This is a genomic window from Allosphingosinicella sp., assembly GCF_035626655.1.
Taxonomy (GTDB): Bacteria; Pseudomonadota; Alphaproteobacteria; order Sphingomonadales; family Sphingomonadaceae; genus Allosphingosinicella.
On the sequence record NZ_DASPNF010000015.1, the window covers coordinates 44,142 to 63,504 of the forward strand.

General features: G+C 69.9%; 16 protein-coding genes. 13 read left to right on the forward strand and 3 right to left on the reverse strand.

What is annotated here, in order from left to right; genetic code table 11:
• The first annotated feature begins 402 nt into the window (after positions 1–402).
• From VEC11_RS13950 to VEC11_RS13965, 4 genes are read left to right on the forward strand one after another with little or no spacing between them, the layout of a single operon-like run.
• Positions 403–1,797, forward strand: coding sequence for a TIGR03013 family XrtA/PEP-CTERM system glycosyltransferase (locus VEC11_RS13950; RefSeq protein ID WP_464132423.1), 1,395 nt, complete (start codon positions 403–405; stop codon positions 1,795–1,797).
• On the forward strand, positions 1,794–3,878 hold the full coding sequence (prsK, locus tag VEC11_RS13955; protein WP_464132425.1) for an XrtA/PEP-CTERM system histidine kinase PrsK: 2,085 nt from the start codon (positions 1,794–1,796) through the stop codon (positions 3,876–3,878). Before VEC11_RS13950 ends, prsK begins: the two co-directional genes overlap by 4 nt.
• Complete coding sequence (prsR, locus tag VEC11_RS13960) at positions 3,875–5,254, forward strand: PEP-CTERM-box response regulator transcription factor (RefSeq protein WP_464132427.1); 1,380 nt, start codon at positions 3,875–3,877, stop codon at positions 5,252–5,254. Before prsK ends, prsR begins: the two co-directional genes overlap by 4 nt.
• Positions 5,254–7,155 (forward strand): tetratricopeptide repeat protein, encoded by a 1,902-nt coding sequence (locus tag VEC11_RS13965; RefSeq protein WP_464132456.1) that lies wholly within the window; start codon positions 5,254–5,256, stop codon positions 7,153–7,155. The genes prsR and VEC11_RS13965 overlap by 1 nt, the downstream gene beginning before the upstream one ends.
• Here VEC11_RS13965 and VEC11_RS13970 read toward each other — a convergent pair.
• From VEC11_RS13970 to VEC11_RS13980, 3 genes are all read right to left on the reverse strand, one after another.
• A complete protein-coding gene (locus tag VEC11_RS13970) occupies positions 7,152–9,989 on the reverse strand; it encodes a M16 family metallopeptidase (protein ID WP_464132429.1) in 2,838 nt (945 codons plus the stop codon). The two genes, VEC11_RS13965 and VEC11_RS13970, sit on opposite strands and share 4 nt — an antisense overlap.
• A 161-nt stretch (positions 9,990–10,150) precedes the next feature.
• Entirely contained in the window at positions 10,151–11,950 is a 1,800-nt protein-coding gene (locus VEC11_RS13975) for an ABC-F family ATP-binding cassette domain-containing protein (protein ID WP_464132431.1), read from the reverse strand.
• Positions 11,951–11,983: 33 nt separating this feature from the next.
• Positions 11,984–12,289, reverse strand: coding sequence for a hypothetical protein (locus VEC11_RS13980; RefSeq protein WP_464132434.1), 306 nt, complete (start codon positions 12,287–12,289; stop codon positions 11,984–11,986).
• A 152-nt stretch (positions 12,290–12,441) separates the two neighbouring features.
• Here VEC11_RS13980 and VEC11_RS13985 point away from each other — a divergent pair, with 152 nt between their 5' ends.
• The 9 genes from VEC11_RS13985 to VEC11_RS14025 form a co-directional block, all read left to right on the forward strand.
• Positions 12,442–12,681, forward strand: coding sequence for a hypothetical protein (locus tag VEC11_RS13985; RefSeq protein WP_464132436.1), 240 nt, complete (start codon positions 12,442–12,444; stop codon positions 12,679–12,681).
• A 51-nt stretch (positions 12,682–12,732) separates the two neighbouring features.
• Positions 12,733–14,607 carry an ABC-F family ATP-binding cassette domain-containing protein gene (locus tag VEC11_RS13990; RefSeq protein ID WP_464132438.1) on the forward strand — a complete coding sequence of 625 codons (1,875 nt, stop codon included), beginning with the start codon at positions 12,733–12,735 and terminating at the stop codon, positions 14,605–14,607.
• A 144-nt stretch (positions 14,608–14,751) separates the two neighbouring features.
• A complete protein-coding gene (locus tag VEC11_RS13995) occupies positions 14,752–15,165 on the forward strand; it encodes a response regulator transcription factor (protein WP_464132440.1) in 414 nt (137 codons plus the stop codon).
• 75 nt (positions 15,166–15,240) lie between these two features.
• Positions 15,241–15,714, forward strand: coding sequence for a DUF4199 domain-containing protein (locus VEC11_RS14000; protein WP_464132442.1), 474 nt, complete (start codon positions 15,241–15,243; stop codon positions 15,712–15,714).
• A gap of 71 nt (positions 15,715–15,785) precedes the next feature.
• On the forward strand, positions 15,786–16,208 hold the full coding sequence (locus VEC11_RS14005) for an ester cyclase (RefSeq protein WP_464132444.1): 423 nt from the start codon (positions 15,786–15,788) through the stop codon (positions 16,206–16,208).
• Positions 16,208–16,816 carry a TetR/AcrR family transcriptional regulator gene (locus VEC11_RS14010; RefSeq protein ID WP_464132446.1) on the forward strand — a complete coding sequence of 203 codons (609 nt, stop codon included), beginning with the start codon at positions 16,208–16,210 and terminating at the stop codon, positions 16,814–16,816. Before VEC11_RS14005 ends, VEC11_RS14010 begins: the two co-directional genes overlap by 1 nt.
• 89 nt (positions 16,817–16,905) lie before the next feature.
• Positions 16,906–17,208 (forward strand): hypothetical protein, encoded by a 303-nt coding sequence (locus tag VEC11_RS14015; RefSeq protein ID WP_464132448.1) that lies wholly within the window; start codon positions 16,906–16,908, stop codon positions 17,206–17,208.
• A gap of 99 nt (positions 17,209–17,307) precedes the next feature.
• Complete coding sequence (locus tag VEC11_RS14020) at positions 17,308–17,973, forward strand: response regulator transcription factor (RefSeq protein WP_464132450.1); 666 nt, start codon at positions 17,308–17,310, stop codon at positions 17,971–17,973.
• Positions 17,974–18,027: 54 nt separating this feature from the next.
• The coding region (locus tag VEC11_RS14025) for a sensor histidine kinase (protein WP_464132452.1) at positions 18,028–19,363 on the forward strand (1,336 nt) is incomplete at its 3' end.

A 19,363-nucleotide genomic window follows, 5' to 3' on the forward strand; every position in this document is an offset into this window, starting at 1 on the left:
CGTTGACTGCTTGCGTTACCTCGACAGACCAGGTCAAGAATGTGAAGCAGCGGCGCCTCGGCTGCACGCCCGAAGTTCATCCACAGTCCGGCGATCTCGTTGCCGTTTCCAATCATTCCGTTGAGCGTCAGATCGTCCCAGATTGCCGCTCGAAGCTGGCCCGCTAACGGCTCGGCAGGCGGCGTCATCTGGGCCAAGGCGAGAAGAAAGATGATTGGCACCAGCCGAGCTAAGCACGGACAACGTCCGCTTTCCACCCGTTGCGGACGTAGCCCGCGCCTGCGGTCACCCCGTCTTTACCGAAACTTTGTCAATTTATCCGACACTGCGCCCCGTGTCGGAGCAGCTTACACATGACCTGACGGCGCCCCTCGCGTCGCCCCTCTGTGGGGGCGTGCGCGGGTGATCCGGCTGTTCAAACATTATGTGCCCTATGCGGTGCTGCTCCTGGGGGCGATCGACTTCCTCCTCCTGATCGGCGCGGCGGAGGCCGGCTGGTCGCTCCGGCTCTGGCAATTGGGCGGTTCGGTCGATCCCGACGTCAACCGGCTGCCGAACCTGCTCGCCTTCGCCGCCACGCTGCAGGTCGCGATGGTCGGGGTCGGCGTCTATTCGGTCGCGGCGCTGCAGTCGCTGCGCTTCGCCATCGCCCGGCTGCTGGTCGCGGTCGCGCTCGGCATCCTTGCGCTCTCCCTGATCTTCTTCCTGTTCCCGCCGGTCAGCTTCTGGCGGTCCAGCCTGTTCTACGCGATGTGGCTCGGCCTGTTCGCTCTGGTCGTCGCGCGCATCCTGCTCAAGGAGACGCTCGGCGGCGAGCGGCTGAAGCGGCGCGTGCTCGTGCTCGGCGTCGGCGCCCGGGCGGCGCGGATCGAGGCGCTCGCCGCCTCGCGCGGCGCCGCCTTCCAGGTGGTCGGCTTCGTCGGCATGAACGACGGCGCCTCGGCGGTGAAGGAGTCGGTCAACCGCGACGACATCCAGAGCCTGCCCGATCATCTGCTCGCGCTGAACGCCAGCGAGGTCGTGCTGGCGCTCGAGGAGAGGCGCAACGCGCTGCCGCTGAACGATCTGCTCCGGATCAAGACGACCGGCGTCTCGATCCACGATTTCTCCTCCTTCCTGGAGCGCGAGACGGGGCGCGTCGATCTCGACAGCCTCAACCCCTCCTGGCTGATCTTCTCCGACGGCTTCTCTGCCGGCCGGCGGCTGTCGAGCGCGGCGAAGCGCGGCTTCGACATCCTGGTGAGCTCGCTGCTGCTCGTGATCTTCGGGCCGGTGATCCTCGTCACCGCCGCGATCGTGAAGCTGGAGAGCCGGGGTCCGGCCTTCTACCGGCAGCGGCGCGTCGGCCTCTACGGCCAGCTGTTCGACGTCATCAAATTGCGCTCGATGCGCGAGGATGCGGAGATCGGCGGCAAGGCGGTCTGGGCGCAGAAGGACGATCCGCGCGTCACCCGCGTCGGCCGCTTCATCCGCAAGACCAGGATCGACGAGCTGCCCCAGGCCTGGTCGGTGCTGAAGGGCGAGATGAGCTTCGTCGGCCCGCGCCCCGAGCGGCCCCAGTTCGTCGCCGACCTCGAGGCGCGCCTGCCTTATTATGCCGAGCGGCACGTGGTGAAGCCGGGGATCACCGGCTGGGCGCAGATCAACTATCCCTATGGCGCGTCGATCGAGGATGCGCGCGAGAAGCTCGAATTCGACCTCTATTACGCCAAGAATTATTCGCCCTTCCTCGACGTGCTGATCCTCCTCCAGACGGCGCGGGTCGTGCTCTGGCCGGAAGGGGCGGGCGCGCGATGACCGCCTTCGTCATCCTCTGGGCTCATGTCGTGGCGGCGGCGCTCTATGGCGCGCTCGCCGTGTTCCAGCTGCGCCGCTGGAACGGTGATCCGCGCAACCGGCCCCTGCTCGCCGCCTTCGCAGCCATGTCGGTCTGGACGATCTTCCTCGCCCTGGTCGGCCCCTATACGTTGATGGCGCAGCTCGCCGAGAGCGGGCGCAACCTCGCCTTCCTCGCCTTCATGTACGGCCTGATGGCGAGCGCCGGCGGCGATCAGGGCAAGAAGGCGCTGAAGGGCGTGTTCGCCGCGGTCGCCGCGGTGATCGGCCTGCAGATCGTGATCGGCGGCGTTATGCCGAAATTCGATCACGCGCCCGTCGTGCTCGAGGCTCTGGCCACGACCAGCCAGATCATCGGCCTCACCATCGCCGCGGGGTCGCTGATTCTCGTCCACAATATTTACGGCCTCGCCGCGCCGGACAGCCGCTCGGCGCTGCGCTTCCCGATGCTGGCGCTGGCGGTGATGTGGGCGATCGACCTGCATCTCTACACGGTCGACTATTTTTCGCGGGCGCCGGCGAACGAATTGTTCGCGGCGCGCGGCGTGGTGCTTGCCCTGATCGCGCCGCTCTTCGCGCTCGGCCTCAGGAACGTCGTCTGGCGTATCCAGATCTCGCGGGTCGCCACCTTCCAGTCCATCTCGGTGATCGCGATCCTCGGCTATATCGTGACGATGATGCTCGCCGCCCGGGCGATCGAGATCGTCGGCGGGGACTGGGCGCGGATCGGGCAGGTGGCGGTCGTGCTCGGCATGACCCTGCTGGCCCTGCTCATCCTGCCGTCCGCCAAGCTGCGCGCCTGGCTCCGGGTCACGCTCGCCAAGCATCTGTTCGAGCATCGCTACGATTATCGCCAGGAATGGCTGCGCTTCACCGACACGGTGGGCCGCGGCACCGAGGGCGGGGCGATGCTGGAGGAGCGCGTGGTGAAGGCGCTCGCCGATATCGGCGGCGCCCCGGGCGGCCTGCTGCTGCTCGTCGACGAGCATCGCCGGCTGTCGCCCGCCGGCCACTGGAACTGGAGCGGCACGCTGCCGGCGAGCGCGGGCGACGGCGCGGAAGCCCTGCTCTGCCTGGTCGAGCAGGGCGGCTATGTCGTCGATTTCGCCGCGATCCGCGACGGGCAGCTGGTCGAGGGCGGGGAGACGGTCGCAGTCCCGGCCTGGCTCGCCCGGATGGACAGCGCCTGGGCGGGCATCCCGCTGTCGCACGAGGGCCGCCTCGCCGGCCTCGTCATCCTCGAGCATCCGGCGCTCCGCCGGCGGCTCGACTGGGAGGATTTCGACCTGTTCCGGACCGCCGGCATCCAGGCGGCCTCCTACATCGCCGAGGCGCGCAGCCTGCAGGCCCTCGCCGACGCCCAGCGCTTCGACGAGTTCAACCGGCGCTTTGCCTTCATCCTCCACGACATCAAGAACCTGGTGAGCCAGCTCTCGCTGGTCACGCGCAATGCCGAGCGCCACGCGGACAATCCCGAATTCCGCGCCGACATGATCGCCACCCTGCAGAGCTCGGTGCGCAAGATGAACGACCTGCTCGCCCGCCTCTCGCCCGGCGCGGCACGGGAAGCCGATCCGCCGCGCGCGGTCGAGGTGCAGCCGATCCTCGACGCCATCGCCGCCGCCAGGCAGCGCCAGCATCCGGTCCGCGCCTTCGCCGAGGCGGGCCTCCTCGCCATGGCCGATCCGGCCGCGCTGGAGCAGGCGCTCTCGCACCTCGTCCAGAATGCAATCGACGCTTCCGACCCCGGCATCCCGGTCGTCCTCCGCGCCAACGAATCCGGCGGCGACGTCGCCATCGAGGTCATCGACCGCGGCGCGGGCATGGCCGCGGAGTTCATCCGCACCCGCCTGTTCCAGCCCTTCGCCTCGACCAAGGAGCAGGGCTTCGGGGTCGGCGCCCATGAGGCGAAGAGCCTGATCACCGCCATGGGCGGCCGGCTCGAGGTCGAGAGCCGCCTCGGCAACGGCACCCGCTTCACCCTGTTCCTGCCCGGCGCCGAGAGCCGGGCCCATCCTCTGCTCGAACGGAAACGCGCATGAACGCCCCCGCCAACTTCAAGGCCGTCAAACCCCGCCTGCTGATCGTCGAGGACGACGAGGGGCTGCAGCGCCAGCTGCGCTGGGCCTATGACGATTATGAGGTGCTGGTCGCCTCGGACCGCAATGCGGCGATCGACCTGCTGCGCTCGGCGGAGCCCGCCGTGGTGACGCTCGATCTCGGCCTGCCGCCCGATCCGGACGGCGTCACCGAGGGCTTCGCCGCGCTGGAGACGATCCTGACCTTGAAGCCCGAGACCAAGGTGATCGTCGCCTCGGGCCATGGTGCGCGGGAGAGCGCGCTCCGGGCGATCGCCTCGGGCGCCTATGATTTCTACCAGAAGCCGGTCGACATCGACCAGCTCGGCCTGATCGTGCGCCGCGCCTTCCAGCTGCACGAGCTGGAGGACGAGAACAAGCGCCTCGAGGAGAAGGTCGGCGACGAGCGCACGGTGCTCGGCACGATGGTGACGGCCGCGCCGGAAATGGCGCGGGTCGCGCGCACGATCGAGCGGGTCGCCAATACGGACGTCTCGGTGATGCTGCTCGGCGCCTCGGGCACCGGCAAGGAATTGCTCGCCCGCGGCGTTCACAAGGCCAGCCGGCGGCGCATGGGCGGCTTCGTCGCGATCAACTGCGCGGCCATCCCCGAAAATCTGCTCGAGGCGGAGCTGTTCGGCTATGAGAAGGGCGCGTTCACCGGCGCGATCAAGACCACCGAAGGCAAGATCGAGCTCGCCCATGGCGGCACCCTGTTCCTCGACGAGGTCGGCGATATCCCGCTGCCGCTGCAGGTGAAGCTGCTGCGCTTCCTGCAGGAAAGGGTGATCGAGCGGATCGGCGGGCGCAAGCCGATCCCGGTCGACACCCGCATCGTCTGCGCGACGCACCAGAATCTGGAGGGGATGATCGCGGAGGGCACGTTCCGCGAGGATCTCTATTATCGCCTCGCCGAGATCGTGGTGCGGATTCCGTCACTCGCCGAGCGGCATGGCGACGCCGCCCTGCTCGCCAAGCATTTCCTGCAGCGCTTCGCCCGCGAGATGAACCCGCAGGTGAAGGGCTTCGCCCCCGGCGCGCTGGCGGCGATCGAGCATTGGTCCTGGCCGGGCAATGTCCGCGAGCTGGAGAACCGCCTGAAGCGCGCGGTCATCATGGCGGACGGCAAGCTCGTCACCGCCGAGGACCTGGACCTCGCGGCGCCCGAGGCCGACGCGCTGCCGGTCAACCTCAAGGCCGCGCGCGAGGCCGCCGACCGGCAGGTGATCCGCAAGGCACTCGCCCAGACCGACGGCAACATCTCGGGCGCCGCCAAATTGCTCGGGATCAGCCGGCCGACGCTCTACGATTTGCTCAAGCAATATGGGCTGCAGGCGTGATGAAGCGCGCTGCTCTTCTGGCTCTGGCCCTCTCGCTCGCCGCCTGCGGCGGGCAATCGGGCACGGCCTATGAGCGCGGCGCCGCCGCGTTCGAGAGCGGCGACATCCGCACCGCGCGCGTGGAGCTGCTGAACGCGCTCCAGCAGGAGCCGAACAACAAGCCAGCCCGCATCATGCAGGCCCGCGTCCAGCTCGCGCTCGGCGACGGCCAGGCGGCGGAGGGCGAGATCATGCGCGCGCGCCAGGCCGGCGCGAGCGTGGAGGAGACCTCGCACCTGCTCGCGGAGGCGCGGCTGCTGCAGGGCGACGCGCCGGGCGCGCTGCGCGAGGCGGCCCGCGCCGGACGCCTGCATTTCGCTTATGCGCAGCGGATCACCGGCCGCGCCTGGATGGCGCTCGGCGACCGCTCCAATGCCGGCACCGCCTTCGATCGGGCGCTGGCCGCCGCGCCGAACGACAGCGACGTCTGGACCGATCTCGCCAATTTCCGCCGCTTCAACGGCGATCTGGCCGGCGCGCTCGTGGCGATCGACCGCGCGGTCGCCGCCCGGCCGCGCAACGCCGGGGCGCTGGCGCTGCGCGGCGAGCTCAGCCGCGGCCAGTACGGCCTCGCCGCCGCCATCCCCTGGTTCACGCGCGCACTGGAGGTCGATCCCGGCAATGTCGACGCCTTGCTGGAGCGCGCCGCCACCTATGCCGACATGGGCCGGATGCGCGACATGCTCGCCGACACCAGGCGCGTGATCACCCTGACCGGCGGCCATAGCCGGGCCTTCTACCTGCAGGCGGTGCTGGCCGCGCGCGCCCGGGATTTCGAGCTGGCCAAGAGGCTCTGGACCCGCACCGGCGGGGTCTATGACGAGACGCCCGCCGGCATGCTGCTGGCCAGCGCGATCGACTTCCAGACCGGTAATGAGGAGCAGGCGGCGCAGCGCCTCGCCGGATTGCTTCAGCAGCAGCCGAACAACCGCCGCGCCCGCCGGCTGCTCGCCGCCGCGCAGTGGCGGATGAACGACGCCGCCGGGGTGGTTGCGACCCTGCGCCCGATCGCGGACCGGCCCGACGCCGACGCCTACAGCCTGTCGCTGATCGGCCGCGCGCTGAACCGGACCGGCAATCAGGACCAGGCCGCCGTCTATCTGGCCCGGGCCGCGCAGCCGCAGCCGGGCGCGCTCGCCGCGCTCGACCCGCTCGGCGAGGGCGAGTTCGCCGCCGTCCGCGCGGCCGCCGAGCAGAATCCGGACGATGGCCCCGCCCAGCTCCGCTATGCCTCGGCCCTGCTCGGCCGCGGCCAGACCGAGGAGGCCCTGACCCGGGCGCGGCGCATGCAGGAGCAGAGCCCCGGCACGCCCGAAGTGCACATGCTGGTCGGCGACGTGCTCGGCGCGACCGGCGACTTCGCCGGCGCCTCCGCCCAGTATCGCCGCGCCGCGAATCTCCAGTTCAGCGAGGCGGTGGCCCTGCGGCTGATCGGCGCGCTGCAGCGCTCCAACCAGGCGGAGGAGGCGGCCGACGTGCTCAGCCTCTTCATCCAGCAGAATCCGTCGAGCGTGCCCGGGCTGATCCTGGTCGCGAGCGCGGCCATGCAGGACCAGGACTGGGACGAGGCGATCGGCATATACGAGCAGCTGCGCACGCGGCTCGGCGACAATGACGCGACCGTGCTCAACAATCTCGCCTGGGCCTATTCGGAGAGCGGCGACCTCGCCAGCGCCGTGCCGCTCGCGCGCCGCGCCTGGACGCTCGACCGCGACAATCCGGCGACCGCGGACACGCTGGGCTGGCTCCTGTTCAAGGCCGGCCGCCGCGCCGAGGGCCTGGCGCTGATGGAGCGAGCCGCCCGCGGCGCCCCGAGCGACGCCGCGATCCGCGCCCGCCTGGCCCGGGCGCGGCGGGGCTAGCGCAGCCCCGGCCGGTCCAGGTTCAGCTCCGCAAGCGGGATCACCACCACGTTCGGATGCTCCCGCCGCAGCCGTCCCATGAATTGCGACGCCTCGCCGACAATCACCACGGTCGCGCCCTCCGGCGACAGCACCTGCGCCGCGGCCGCCTGCGCCTGGGCGGGCGTCACCGCCAGCACGCTCGGCAGATAGCGGCCGATCTCGTCGGGACTGATCCCGCGCGTCACATAGGACGCGATCACCCCGGCCGTGCCCGCGGTCGTCTCCATGTCGCGGCCGAAATCGCCGGTCAGCGAGGCGCGCCGCGCGGTCAGCTCCGCCACCGAGATCGGCTCCGCGCCGAGCCGCCGCATCTCGCCGAGCACGAGGCCGAGCACCTCGGCGGCGGCGTCGTTGCGGGTCTGGACATTGGCCGAGAAGGGGCCCGGATAGCGCCGCGCCTCGATGCCGCTGCCGGCGCCGTAGGAAAGGCCGCGGCGGATCCGGATCTCCTGGTTCAGCCGCGCGCTATAGCCGCCGCCGAGCACTGCATTGGCGACGAGGGCCCGGTAGAAATTCGGGTCGCTCCGGCTGATCGCATTGCGCGTGACGGCGACCGCCGCCTGGCCGGCGCCCGGCATGTCGATGACGATGACCTGGTCGCGCGGGAGCGGACTCACGACCTGCCAGCGCGTGCCCGGCCGGGCCCGCGGCGAGCGCCAGCTGCCGAAGTGGCGCTGCGCGAGCGCGCGGGCCTGCGCAGGGGTGATGTCGCCGGACAGGATCAGGGTCGCGCGCCGCGGCTGCCAGGTCTCGCGCCAGGTGGCCTGGACGTCGGCCCGGGTGATCGCGCGGAGCGAGGCGGCAGTGCCGCTCGCGGGGTGGCCGTAGGGCGTGTCGCCGTAGAGCGCGCGCATCGCGGCAAGGCCGGCGACCTCCCCCGGATCGCGCATCGAGACGGAGACCGCGTCGATCGCCGTGGTCCGCTGCCGGTCGATCTCCGCCTGGGCGAGCGCGGGGTTGCGGGCGACGTCGGCGATGATGCCGAGCGCCTCGTCGAGCTGAGGAGTCCTGACGGTGATGCCGAGCTGGCTGCTGTCCCAGCCGGCGCCGCTGGAGAGGGAGGCGCCGAGCGCCTCGACGGCGCGGTCGATCTGCTCGGCGCTGCGCGTGCGCGTGCCCTCGGTCATCACCGCGGCGGTGAGCCCGGCCGTGCCGGCCCGATTGTCCGGATCGGCGGCACTGCCCCGGGTCGAGACCAGAGCGACGGTGACGAGCGGCAGCCGGCCGTTCCGCACGGTGATCACGGTGAGGCCGTTGGCGAGCCGCTGCACGTCGGGCCTCGGCACCGGCGTCAGCGTCTCCGGGCCGGGCGGCGGCGGCGCGACCCGGTCGGCCTCGGGCGCGGGCCGGACGACGGCGATATTCGCCGGCGCCACGAGCGGCGCTGCGGCGACCGTGGCCGCGGTCGCGATCGTGTCGCTGCGGGCGCCGTTCCGCGCCTCCTCGGGCAGATAGCGCACCGCGCCGCTCGCCTCGTCACGCAGCCAGCGGCGGGCGACGCGCTGGATGTCCGCGGGCGTGACCGCGGCGATCTCGGCGAGGCGGCGGTCCGCGGCGCGGGCGTCGCCGTCGACGATCACCGCCTCGGCCAGGGCGTCGGCCTGGCCCTCGGCGGTCTCGCGGCCGCGCAGGGCGGCGGTCAGCAATTCGTTCTTCGCCTCGGCCAGCTCGGCCGCGCCGACCGGCTCGTCGCGGAAGCGGGCGATCTCGCGCCGGAGCGCGGCCTCACCGTCCGCGGCGCTCTTGCCCTGCGAAAGGATGGCATAGACGGCGAGGTGGCCCGGCCCCTGCTTGATGTCGACGAAGGAGCTGGCCTGGGCGGCGAGCTGCTGGCGGTAGACCAGGCTCTGGTGCAGGCGCGAGCTCTCGCCGGTGGAGAGGATGCCGTCCAGCACCTCCATCGCCGCCGCGTCGCGGTCGGTGACCGAGGGCGCGGGATAGGTGATCAGCACCGCGGGCAGCGGCGTGTTCGCCTCGTAGACGGTATAATGGCGCGGGCTGGTGCGCGGCGGCTCGACCGCGGTGACGCGCGGGATCGGCGTGGTCGGGCGCCGGATCGGGCCGAAATACTGGTCGACCCAGCGGTCGAGCTGGGCCTGGTCGAAATTGCCGGCGACGAACAAAACCGCATTGTCCGGGCGGTAATAAGTGGCGTGGAAGGCGCGGACGTCCTCGATCGTCGCCGCGTCCAGATCCTCGATGCTGCCGATGCCCGGCCGCGCATAAGGATGCACGTCGTAGGAGATCATCGGCAGATAGAGGTAGAAGAGCCGGCCGTAAGGCTGGGCGAGCACCCGGCTCCTCAATTCCTCCTTCACCACGTCGCGCTCGGAGTTGAAGAAGCTCGGTTCGACGACCAGCGAGCCCATCCGCTCCGATTCCGCCCAGAGCAGCCGCTGCAGATGGTTGGCCGGCACGACCTCGTAATAATTGGTGTAGTCGTCATTGGTGGAGGCGTTGTTGAAGCCGCCGACATCCTCGGTCAGCCGGTCGAACTGCTCGGGCACCAGGTTCCGCGTCGACTTGAACATCATATGCTCGAACAGATGCGCGAAGCCCGAGCGGCCGCGCGGATCGTCCTTCGAGCCGACGTCGTACCAGACCTGCACCGAGACGTTGGAGGTGTCCGTGTTGCGGATGGAATAGACGCGCAGGCCATTGGGGAGCGTTCGCGTCTGGTAGTTGAGCGGGGCGACGGCGGGCGCGTCACCGGCACGCTGCGCGAGGGCAGGAGCGGCGAGCGGCGCGAGGAAGGATGCGGCGACCGCCGCGCTGAGAACGAGCTTCTTCATTGAGGCAGGCACTCCAGAGAATGGGACGTGCTGCGCCCGGCGCGGAAAGAGGTCAAGTCAGCCTCGACATAGCGACGCTCGTGTGCCGGCGAAGGCCGGAGCGTTGCGAGATCGGTCACGGAAGCGCCCAACGCTCCGGCCTTCGCCGGAGCACGATAGCGCTAGGATGCCAGCGCCTCCGCCTGCTCGGCCAGCTCCAGCCAGCGATGCTCGGCGGCGTCGCGTTCGGCGCGGGCGGCGGCGATCGCCTCGGTCAGCGCCTCGAAGGTCTTCGGATCGCGGAGATAGAGGTCGTGGTCGGAGAGCAGGGCCTCGTCGCGGGCGATCGCCGCGTCCAGCTCCTCGATCCGGGCCGGTAGCAGGTCGTAATCGCGCTGGTCCTTGTAGGAGAGCTTCTTCCGTTCCCCACCTTTGTGCTCCGGCGAAGGCCGGAGCGCTGTGGAATTTGCTCGCAACGCTCCGGCCTTCGCCGGAGCACGTTGGGCGCGCTTCCGCTGCCAGTCCTCATAGCCGCCGGCGACGATGTCGACCCTGCCCGAGCCGTCGAGGCCAAGGGTGATCGTCACCGTGCGGTCGAGGAAGTCGCGGTCGTGGCTCACGATGAGCACCGTACCCTCATAGTCCGCGATCACCTCCTGCAGCAGGTCGAGCGTTTCCATGTCGAGATCGTTGGTCGGTTCGTCCAGCACCAGCAGGTTGGACCGCCGGGCGAACTCCCGCGCGAGCAGCAGCCGCGAGCGCTCGCCGCCGGAGAGGCTGCCGATCTTCGCATCGACCAGGGTCGGCTCGAACAGGAATTCCTTCAGATAGCCCTGGATATGCTTCTTGTGCCCGCGCACCTCGATCCAGTCGCCGCCGTCGGCGAGCACGTCGCGGACGCGCTTGTCGGGGTCGAGCAGCCGGCGCTGCTGGTCGATCATCACGCCCGACAGCGTTTTCGCCCGCGTGACGGCCCCCTCGTCCGGCGCGATCTCGCCGGTCAGCAGCCGCAGCAGGGTGGTTTTGCCCGTGCCGTTGGCGCCGACCACGCCGATCCGGTCGCCGCGCTGGATGCGGAGCGAGAAGTCCCTGATGATGGTGCGCGCGCCATAGCTTTTCGTGACCTTGTCGGCCTCGATCACCATCTTCGTCTTCACCTCGTCATTCTCGAGCGCGAGCTTCGCCGTGCCCGCCGGGCCGAGCATGGCGGCGCGCACGGCGCGCATTTCCTGCAATTTGGCAAGCCGGCCCTGGTTGCGCCGCCGCCGCGCGGTGACGCCGCGCTGCAGCCAGTGCAGTTCCAGCTTCAATTTGGCGTCGAGCCGCTCGGCGTTGCGCGCCTCCTCGGCATAGACCTGCTCGGTCCAGGCCTCGAAGCCGCCATAGCCGACCTCGTGGCGCCGCAATTTTCCGCGGTCCAGCCAGAAGGTGGAGCGGGTCAGCCGGGTCAGAAAGGTGCGGTCGTGGCTGATCGCGATGAAGGCGCCGGTGTAACGCCCGAGCCAGTCCTCCAGCCATTCGATGCCGGCGAGGTCGAGATGGTTGGTCGGCTCGTCGAGCAGCAGGACGTCCGGCTGCTGGGCGATGGCGCGGGCGATGGCGGCGCGGCGGCGCTCGCCGCCCGAGGCGGTGCTTGCCGGCCGGTCGAGGTCGAGCCCGATCTGGCTGGCCACCGCCTCCACCTCGTGCGCGGCCGGCGCGTCCGGCGCGGCGAGGGCGAAGTCGCGCAGCGTGGCGTAATCCGCGATCGGCGGATCCTGCTCAAGCAGCACGACCTTCGTTCCCGGCTGGATGGTCCGCCGCCCCTCGTCCGTCTCGATCAGGTCGGCGAGACATTTGAGCAGGGTGGTCTTGCCGGCCCCGTTCCGCCCGATCAGCGCCAGCCGGTCGCGCTCCCCGATGAACAGGTCGAGCCCGCGGAACAGCCAGCCGGCCCCCTGGACGAGGCCGAGATTCTCATAGGCAAGGACGGGCGCGGACATGGCGGAGGCCGATAGAGGGAGAAGCGCGCCGCGTCACGCCAGACGATGGGGCGTCGGGTCGCCGAGCTCCTCGATCAGGGCGCGGCGGGCCTCGGCGCGGCATTGGTCGTAATGCTTCTGCACATCCGCTTCCCGATAGCGCGCGGCGAGATCGGCGAGGATCGCCTCGTCGTCGCGGCGGGCGGTGTCCGCCGCCATCTCGTCCGGCGAGAGCGCAGGATCGAGCCGCGCCGCGAGCAGCCGCATCGTGCGCGCGCGCCAGCGCCAGTCGAACTCGGCGAGCCGCGCCGATTCAACCTCCTGCTTCTTCAGCATCGCGCCGCGCAGATCGAAGACCATGACCTCTAGCTAGGAAGCGGCGGATGCCTTTGCCAGTGCGCCCGGCCGTTGCCGGGGCGCGGTGTCGCCGATTGAGCGGTCCCGCGGGCGGGCGTAAGACGAGCCGCGCCGGGGGGCGATGTCGCACGCCCCGGCTATGTCTGGAGTCTCCCATGAAAATCCTCGCCGGCCTGCTCGCCGCCACTCTCCTCGCCACCCCGCTTTTCGCCCAGGGCGGAACCGCCACGACGCCGCCGGCCGCCGGCGCCGACCAGGGCAAGCCGCCCGCCGACGAGCCGGAGCGGACCGCCACCAACACGCCCGACGGACAGAAGCCTGCCGCGGAGCCGGAGCCGGACGAGGCGCCCGAGGGCACCACGCCGGACAAGCCGGCCGACGAGCCGAGCAGGTAAGGACCACAAGCCCTCCTGACAGCCCGAGCGCGCCCCTGTAGGGAGCCGCTCATGCTGTCGCTCAACGCCATTACCGTCCGCCTGGGCGGGCGCCCGATCCTCGACCGCGCGAGCGCGGCGCTGCCGCCCGGCAGCCGCGTCGGGCTGGTCGGGCGCAACGGCGCCGGCAAGTCCACCCTGATGCGCCTCGTTGCCGGCCAGCTGGAGGCGGACGAAGGCGGCATCGAGCTGCCGCGCGCCGCCCGCATCGGCTATATCGCGCAGGAAGCGCCGGCGGGCGAGGCGACGCCGTTCGAGACCGTGCTCGCCGCCGACACCGAGCGCGCGGCCCTGCTGCACGAGGCCGAGTCCAGCGAGGACCATCATCGGCTGGGCGAGATCCACGAGCGCCTCAACGCGATCGGCGCCCATGCCGCCCCGGCGCGCGCCGCCCGCATCCTCGTCGGCCTCGGCTTCGACGAGGCGGCGCAGCAGCGGCCGCTCGACAGCTTCTCGGGCGGCTGGCGGATGCGGGTGGCGCTCGCCGCCTTGCTCTTCTCCTCGCCCGACCTGCTGCTGCTCGACGAGCCCTCCAACCATCTCGATCTCGAGGCGACGCTCTGGCTGGAGGATTTCCTGCGCTCCTACCGGGCGACCATGCTGATCGTCAGCCACGAGCGCGACCTGCTCAACAATGTCGTCAACCACATTCTCCACCTGCAGGACGGCAAGACCACGCTCTATGTCGGCGGCTATGACGCGTTCGAGCGGCAGAAGGCGGAGCGCCAGGCGCAGCAGAGCGCGCTGCGGGCGAAACAGCTGGCCGAGCGCGAGAAATTGCAGGCCTTCGCCGACCGCTGGCGGGCCAAGGCCTCGAAGGCGAAGCAGGCACAGAGCCGGGTCAAGGCGCTGGCCAGGCTCCAGCCGGTCGCCGAGGCGGTCAGCGATCCCAGCCTCAGCTTCGATTTCCCGAGCCCCGCCGAGCTGAAGCCGCCTTTGGTCACGCTCGATATGGCGGCGGTCGGCTACGAGCCGGGCAGGCCCGTCCTCTCCCGGCTCAACCTGCGCCTCGACCCGGACGACCGCATCGCCCTGCTCGGGCGCAACGGCAACGGCAAGACCACGCTCGCCCGCCTGCTCGCCGCCCAATTGCCGCCGATGGAGGGGGGGATGACCGCGTCGGGGCGGCTGCGCGTCGGCTATTTCACCCAATATCAGGTCGAGGAGCTGGACCATGAGGGAACGCCGCTCGAGCATATGAGCCGGCTGATGCCGGACGCGAAGCCGGCCGCGGTGCGCGCGCAGCTCGGCCGCTTCGGCTTCTCCGCCGACAAGGCGACGATGCAGGTCGGCAGGATGTCGGGCGGCGAGCGGGCGCGGCTGGCGCTCGCGCTCATCACCCGCGACGCGCCGCACATGCTGATCCTCGACGAGCCGACCAACCATCTCGACGTCGACGCGCGCGAGGCTTTGGTCCAGGCGCTGAACGACTATACGGGCGCGGTGGTGGTGGTCAGCCACGACCGCCACATGCTGGAGCTGACCGCGGACCGGCTGATCCTGATCGACGGCGGCACCGCCACCGAATTCGCCGGGAGCCTCGACGATTATACCGAGCTGGTCCTGAAAGGCGACGCGGCGGCGCCCAAAGAGGCGCCCAGGGGCAATCGCCGGGACGGGCGCCGCGCAGCCGCCGAGGCCCGCGAGCAGAACCGCGCCCTTCGGCAGGCGGCGCAGGCGGCTGAGAAGGACATCGCGAAACTCGAGGCGCGCAAGACCGAGCTTGAGCGTGCCATGTTCGATCCCGCGGCGGCCGCGCCCGGGGACGCCGCGCTCACCATGACCGACCTGATGAAGCGCCACGCCGACGTGGTCGCGGCCCTGGCCGACGCCGAGGCGCGCTGGCTGGAGGCGAGCGAGGCCATCGAGCAGAGCGCGGCGGCCTGATCCTCCCCGGCACGGGGAGGGGGACCATGCGCAGCATGGTGGAGGGGGCCCTGAGTGGGAAGGGGCGTCGGGCCCCCTCCACCACGCCGCTTCGCGTCGCGGTCCCCCTCCCCGTCCCGGGGAGGATCGGCTAGCCTTCCCGCGATGCTCCGCTTCGTCCTTCCCTATGCGATCGCGCTGGCACTCGCGGCGGTCGCGCTCGAATGGCTGCGCTTTCGCCATGTGACGCGGATCGATTCGACGGAAATCTACATCGCCGTCCTCGCGGTCGGCTTCATCGCGCTCGGCATCTGGGTGGGCCGCAAGCTGACGCCGCAGCCGCGCGCCGCGACCTTCGAGCGCAACCAGGCCGCGATCCGCTCGCTGGGCCTGACCGACCGAGAATGCGAGATCCTTGAGCTGCTCGCCTCGGGCCAGTCCAACAAGGAGCTGGCCCGAACCCTCGGCATCTCGCCCAATACGGTGAAGACCCACCTCGCGCGCGTGTTCGAGAAGCTGGAGGTGCAGAAGCGCGTCGCCGCGATCGAGAAAGCGCGCTGGCTGGCGATCATTCCCTGAAATCACCCTTCCGGGCGATGGCGCGGCGGCGCGGCGCATGCTTTGATGCCACCGCACAAGAGGGGGAGTCAGGGCATGCGATACGCTCTCGTTTACGGCCTGCTGGCGGCGGGCGTCATCGGCGCCGTCATCGTTTCGGGCATCGCCTTCCATCTGGGCGGCGTGTTCCAGACCGTCTGGTTCGGCTATCTCGTCATGGTCGTGGCGATGACCTTCATGTTCGTGGGGGTGAAGCGCTACCGTGACGTCGAGAAGGGCGGGGTGATCCGCTTCCTGCCGGCGCTTCTCATGGGGCTGGCGATCGGCCTCGTCGCCGTCCTCGCCTACGTGCTGATCTGGGAGGCCTACCTGGCCGCGACGCACTATGCCTTCATCGACGCCTACTTCCGGGGACCGGAGATGGCGGAGCTGCGGGCCTGGTACAGCAATCCGTTGAACCGGGCCTTCGCGACCGCCCAGGAGCTGGCGCCGGTGGCCTTGGTCATGGCGCTCTTCTCGGCCGCCCTGCTTCGCAATCCCAGGCTGCTTCCCGCAAAGCGTACGCCGTAGAGACTGATTTCTTGACGTGAGACACGAGTCTCATTATTACAGCCGTCGACCGATTCGCAAGGAGTGGAACGATGGCGCTGACCCGCGCGCAGATGGACGCGAAGCTGGACGAGCATTTCGGCTTTGAGGCGGCCGACGATGTCGAGGGCGTGCTCGCCACGCTGACCCCGGATGTCGAGCATGACATTGTCGGCTGGCCGCCCGGACCGGCGAGGAGCCATGCCGATGTCCGCCATTTCTACGAAACCCTGTTCGCCGATCTCGCCGACGGCGAGGTGCGCTCGACGCGGCGGCTCTATGGCGAGAATTTCATGGTCGATGACAGTGTTTGGCGCGGCCGCGCGGTCGGCCGGCCCTTCGGGATCGAGGGCCATGGCCGGCCGCTGGAATTCCGCCTCCTCCACGTCATCGAGTTCAGCGATGCGGGCGACATCTCCCGCGAGAATGTCTGGCTGGACCTCGGCGCGATCCAGCAGCAGCTGGCGCCGCTCTGATGGCCGATGCAGAGAAAGCCGGCCGGCCCAACCAGAAGAGCCGCACCCGCAAGGATCTGCTGCGCGCCGCCTCGCGGCTGATGAAGGCGGGACGCAATCCCACGCTCGAGGACGTCGCCGAGGAGGCCCTGGTCTCCCGCGCCACCGCCTATCGCTATTTTTCGGGCGTCGAGGCGCTTCTGGTCGAGGCGGCGCTGGACGTGGCCATGCCGGACGAGAGCTTCTTCGCCGGCGACGGCTCCGCCGACGTGGCCGCGCGCCTGCTCCGTGCCGACGCCGCGGTCGCCGCCATGATCGCGGAGAATGAGGCGGCCCTTCGCGCCATGCTGGTGCACAGCCTGCAGCAGAACATGGCGGGGAACGCGCTTCCCGCCCGCCAGAACCGGCGCACGCCCCTGATCGAGCAGGCGCTCCTGCCCGTGCGCGACGCGCTGCCGCCGACCGACTTCACCCGCCTGGCGCGCGCGCTGGCCCTGGTGATCGGCACCGAATCCATGCTTGTTTTCAAGGATGTGCTCGCGATCGGCGACGACGAGGCGGCGGCGGTGCGCGCCTGGATGATCCATTCCCTCGTCGCTGCCGCCCTCGGCGGGCCGAACGGAGGTTAAGCTAACCCTACGAATGCATTCATGGGCTATTCAATGGCTTGGGCCTATCAGGCTTGCCAAGTCTCCGAATTTAGCCGAGTTTTGAGTGTATGCGTCTTCTGCTTCTGCTTGCCGCCGCCGGCCTCGCCGTCGCTCCGGCCCATGCCTCCGGGCAGCGGGGCCTGCAGCGCGATGAGCAGAATGGCGCCTATCGGGCGGCGCAGCAGGGCCAGACCCTGCCCTTCACCGAGATCCGCCGACGCGTCAGCATCACCGTGCCCAATGCGCAGTTCATCGGCGTCGAGATCATCGGCGGGATGGTCTACCGCCTCAAATATATGCGCGGCGCGGACGTGATCTGGATCGACGTCGACGCCCGCACCGGCCGCATCATCGCGCGGACGGGACGCTAGGGGACTCTGGCGCGGCCCCCCGCGCGCTGCTATTTCCGTTCATAATTGTCGCAATATCCGCGCCTTTGCCGCGCGCGTGACTGAGGAAGGAAGAGCAAGATGCGGGTCCTGATCGTCGAGGACGAACCCAATCTGGGCCGCCAGCTGCGCGCCACCCTGGAAGGCGCGGGCTATGCCATCGACCTCGCGACCGACGGCGAGGACGGCCATTATCTGGGCTCGACCGAGACCTATGACGCGATCATCCTCGATCTCGGCCTGCCCGAGGTGGACGGCCTCACCGTGCTCGACCGCTGGCGCAAGGAGGGGATCAAGGTCCCCGTGCTCGTGCTCACCGCGCGCGACAGCTGGTCCGACAAGGTCGCCGGCCTCGATGCGGGCGCCGACGATTATCTCGCCAAGCCCTTCCAGACCGAGGAGCTGATCGCCCGCCTCCGCGCTTTGATCCGCCGCGCCTCCGGCAATGCCTCGTCCGAGCTGATCGCCGGCGACGTCCGGCTCGACACCCGCTCGGGCAAGGTGACGCTGGACGGCGAGCCGGTGAAGCTGACCGCGCAGGAATACAAGCTTCTCTCCTATCTGATGCACCACAAGGGCAAGGTGGTCAGCCGCACCGAATTGATCGAGCATATTTACGACCAGGATTTCGACCGGGATTCGAACACGATCGAAGTCTTCGTCACCCGCATCCGCAAGAAGCTGGGCCCCGACGTCATCACCACCATCCGCGGCCTCGGCTACAGCCTCGAAGAGCCGAAGCATTAGACCCTCAGCCGAGGTTCATGACAGAGCCGTCACTTTCCCGGGTGACGTGAAACGATGAAGCTGCCGACGCTCAATTGGCCCCGCTTCCGGCGGCGGCGCGCGGGAAAGCGCAACACCGGGTCGCTGACCCGGCGCATGATCGGCGTCTCCGCGCTCTGGATCGTGCTGCTGCTCGGCCTCGGCGGCTACACGCTCGACCGCTTCCTGGTCTCGGCGATCACCACCAATTTCGACGCCCAGCTCGAGAATGTGCTTACGGGCATGATCTCCTCGGCCGAGATCGGGCCGGACGGCGAGGTCTTCTTCACCCGCAACGCCGTCGCCGACCAGCGCTTCCTCGAGCCCTATTCCGGCCTCTACTACCAGGTTTCCGGCGCCGGCGCCGAGCCTTTCCCCTCGCGCTCGCTCTGGGACCGGCAGCTGCGCGTCGGCTCTGCCCATACCGACAACAACATCCACACCTATGACAGCACCGAATTTCCCGACGAAACCCTGCGCATCGTCGAGCGCGACGTCCGCCTCCCCGCCTCGCAGACGCGCTGGCGCTTCCAGGTCGCGCAGAGCCGGGATTCGCTCGACGAGCAGATCGGCGTGCTGCGCCGGACCATGGTCCGCTCCTTTGGCATCCTCGGCCTCGGCCTGATCGTGCTCGCCGCGCTGCAGGCGGTCTACGGCCTCTGGCCCCTGCGCAAGGTGCGGCGCGAGATCGCGGCGATCCGCTCCGGCAATAAGGCGCGGGTGGATGAACGGCTGCCGCGCGAGATCGCGCCGATGGTCGAGGAGCTGAACCAGCTGCTCGAGCATAATGAGGTGCAGGCCGAGGAGGCGCGGCGCCATGCCGGCAACCTCGCCCATGCGCTGAAGACGCCGCTCACCGTCATCACCAATGCCGCCACCGCCAAGGCCGAGGATCTCGGGCCGACCGTGATCCGCGAGGCGACGACGATGCGCCGCCAGGTCGATCATCACCTGGCCCGCGCCCGCGCCATCGGCCGCCGCTCCTCCGCCCAGGCGCGCGCCCCGGTCCGGCCTTCGCTCGAGGCGGTCGAGCGGGCGGTCTCGCGCCTCTACGACAATGTCACCATCGACTTGGCAGGCGACCGCAAGGCGGCGGTCCGCGTCGAGCGCCAGGACCTGGACGAGATGCTCGGCAACCTGATCGAGAATGCCGCCAAATATGGCGGCGGCCGGGTCTTCGTCACCGCCAAGACCACGCCCGAATGCGTCGAGATCGAGGTCGAGGACGACGGCCCCGGAATCCCCGAGGAGGAGAGGCAGGACATTTTCGACCGCGGCGCCCGGCTCGACACCGGCAAGCCCGGAACCGGCCTCGGCCTCGCCATCGTCCGCGACGTCGCCCAGATTTACGGCGGCTCGATCAGCCTCGAGG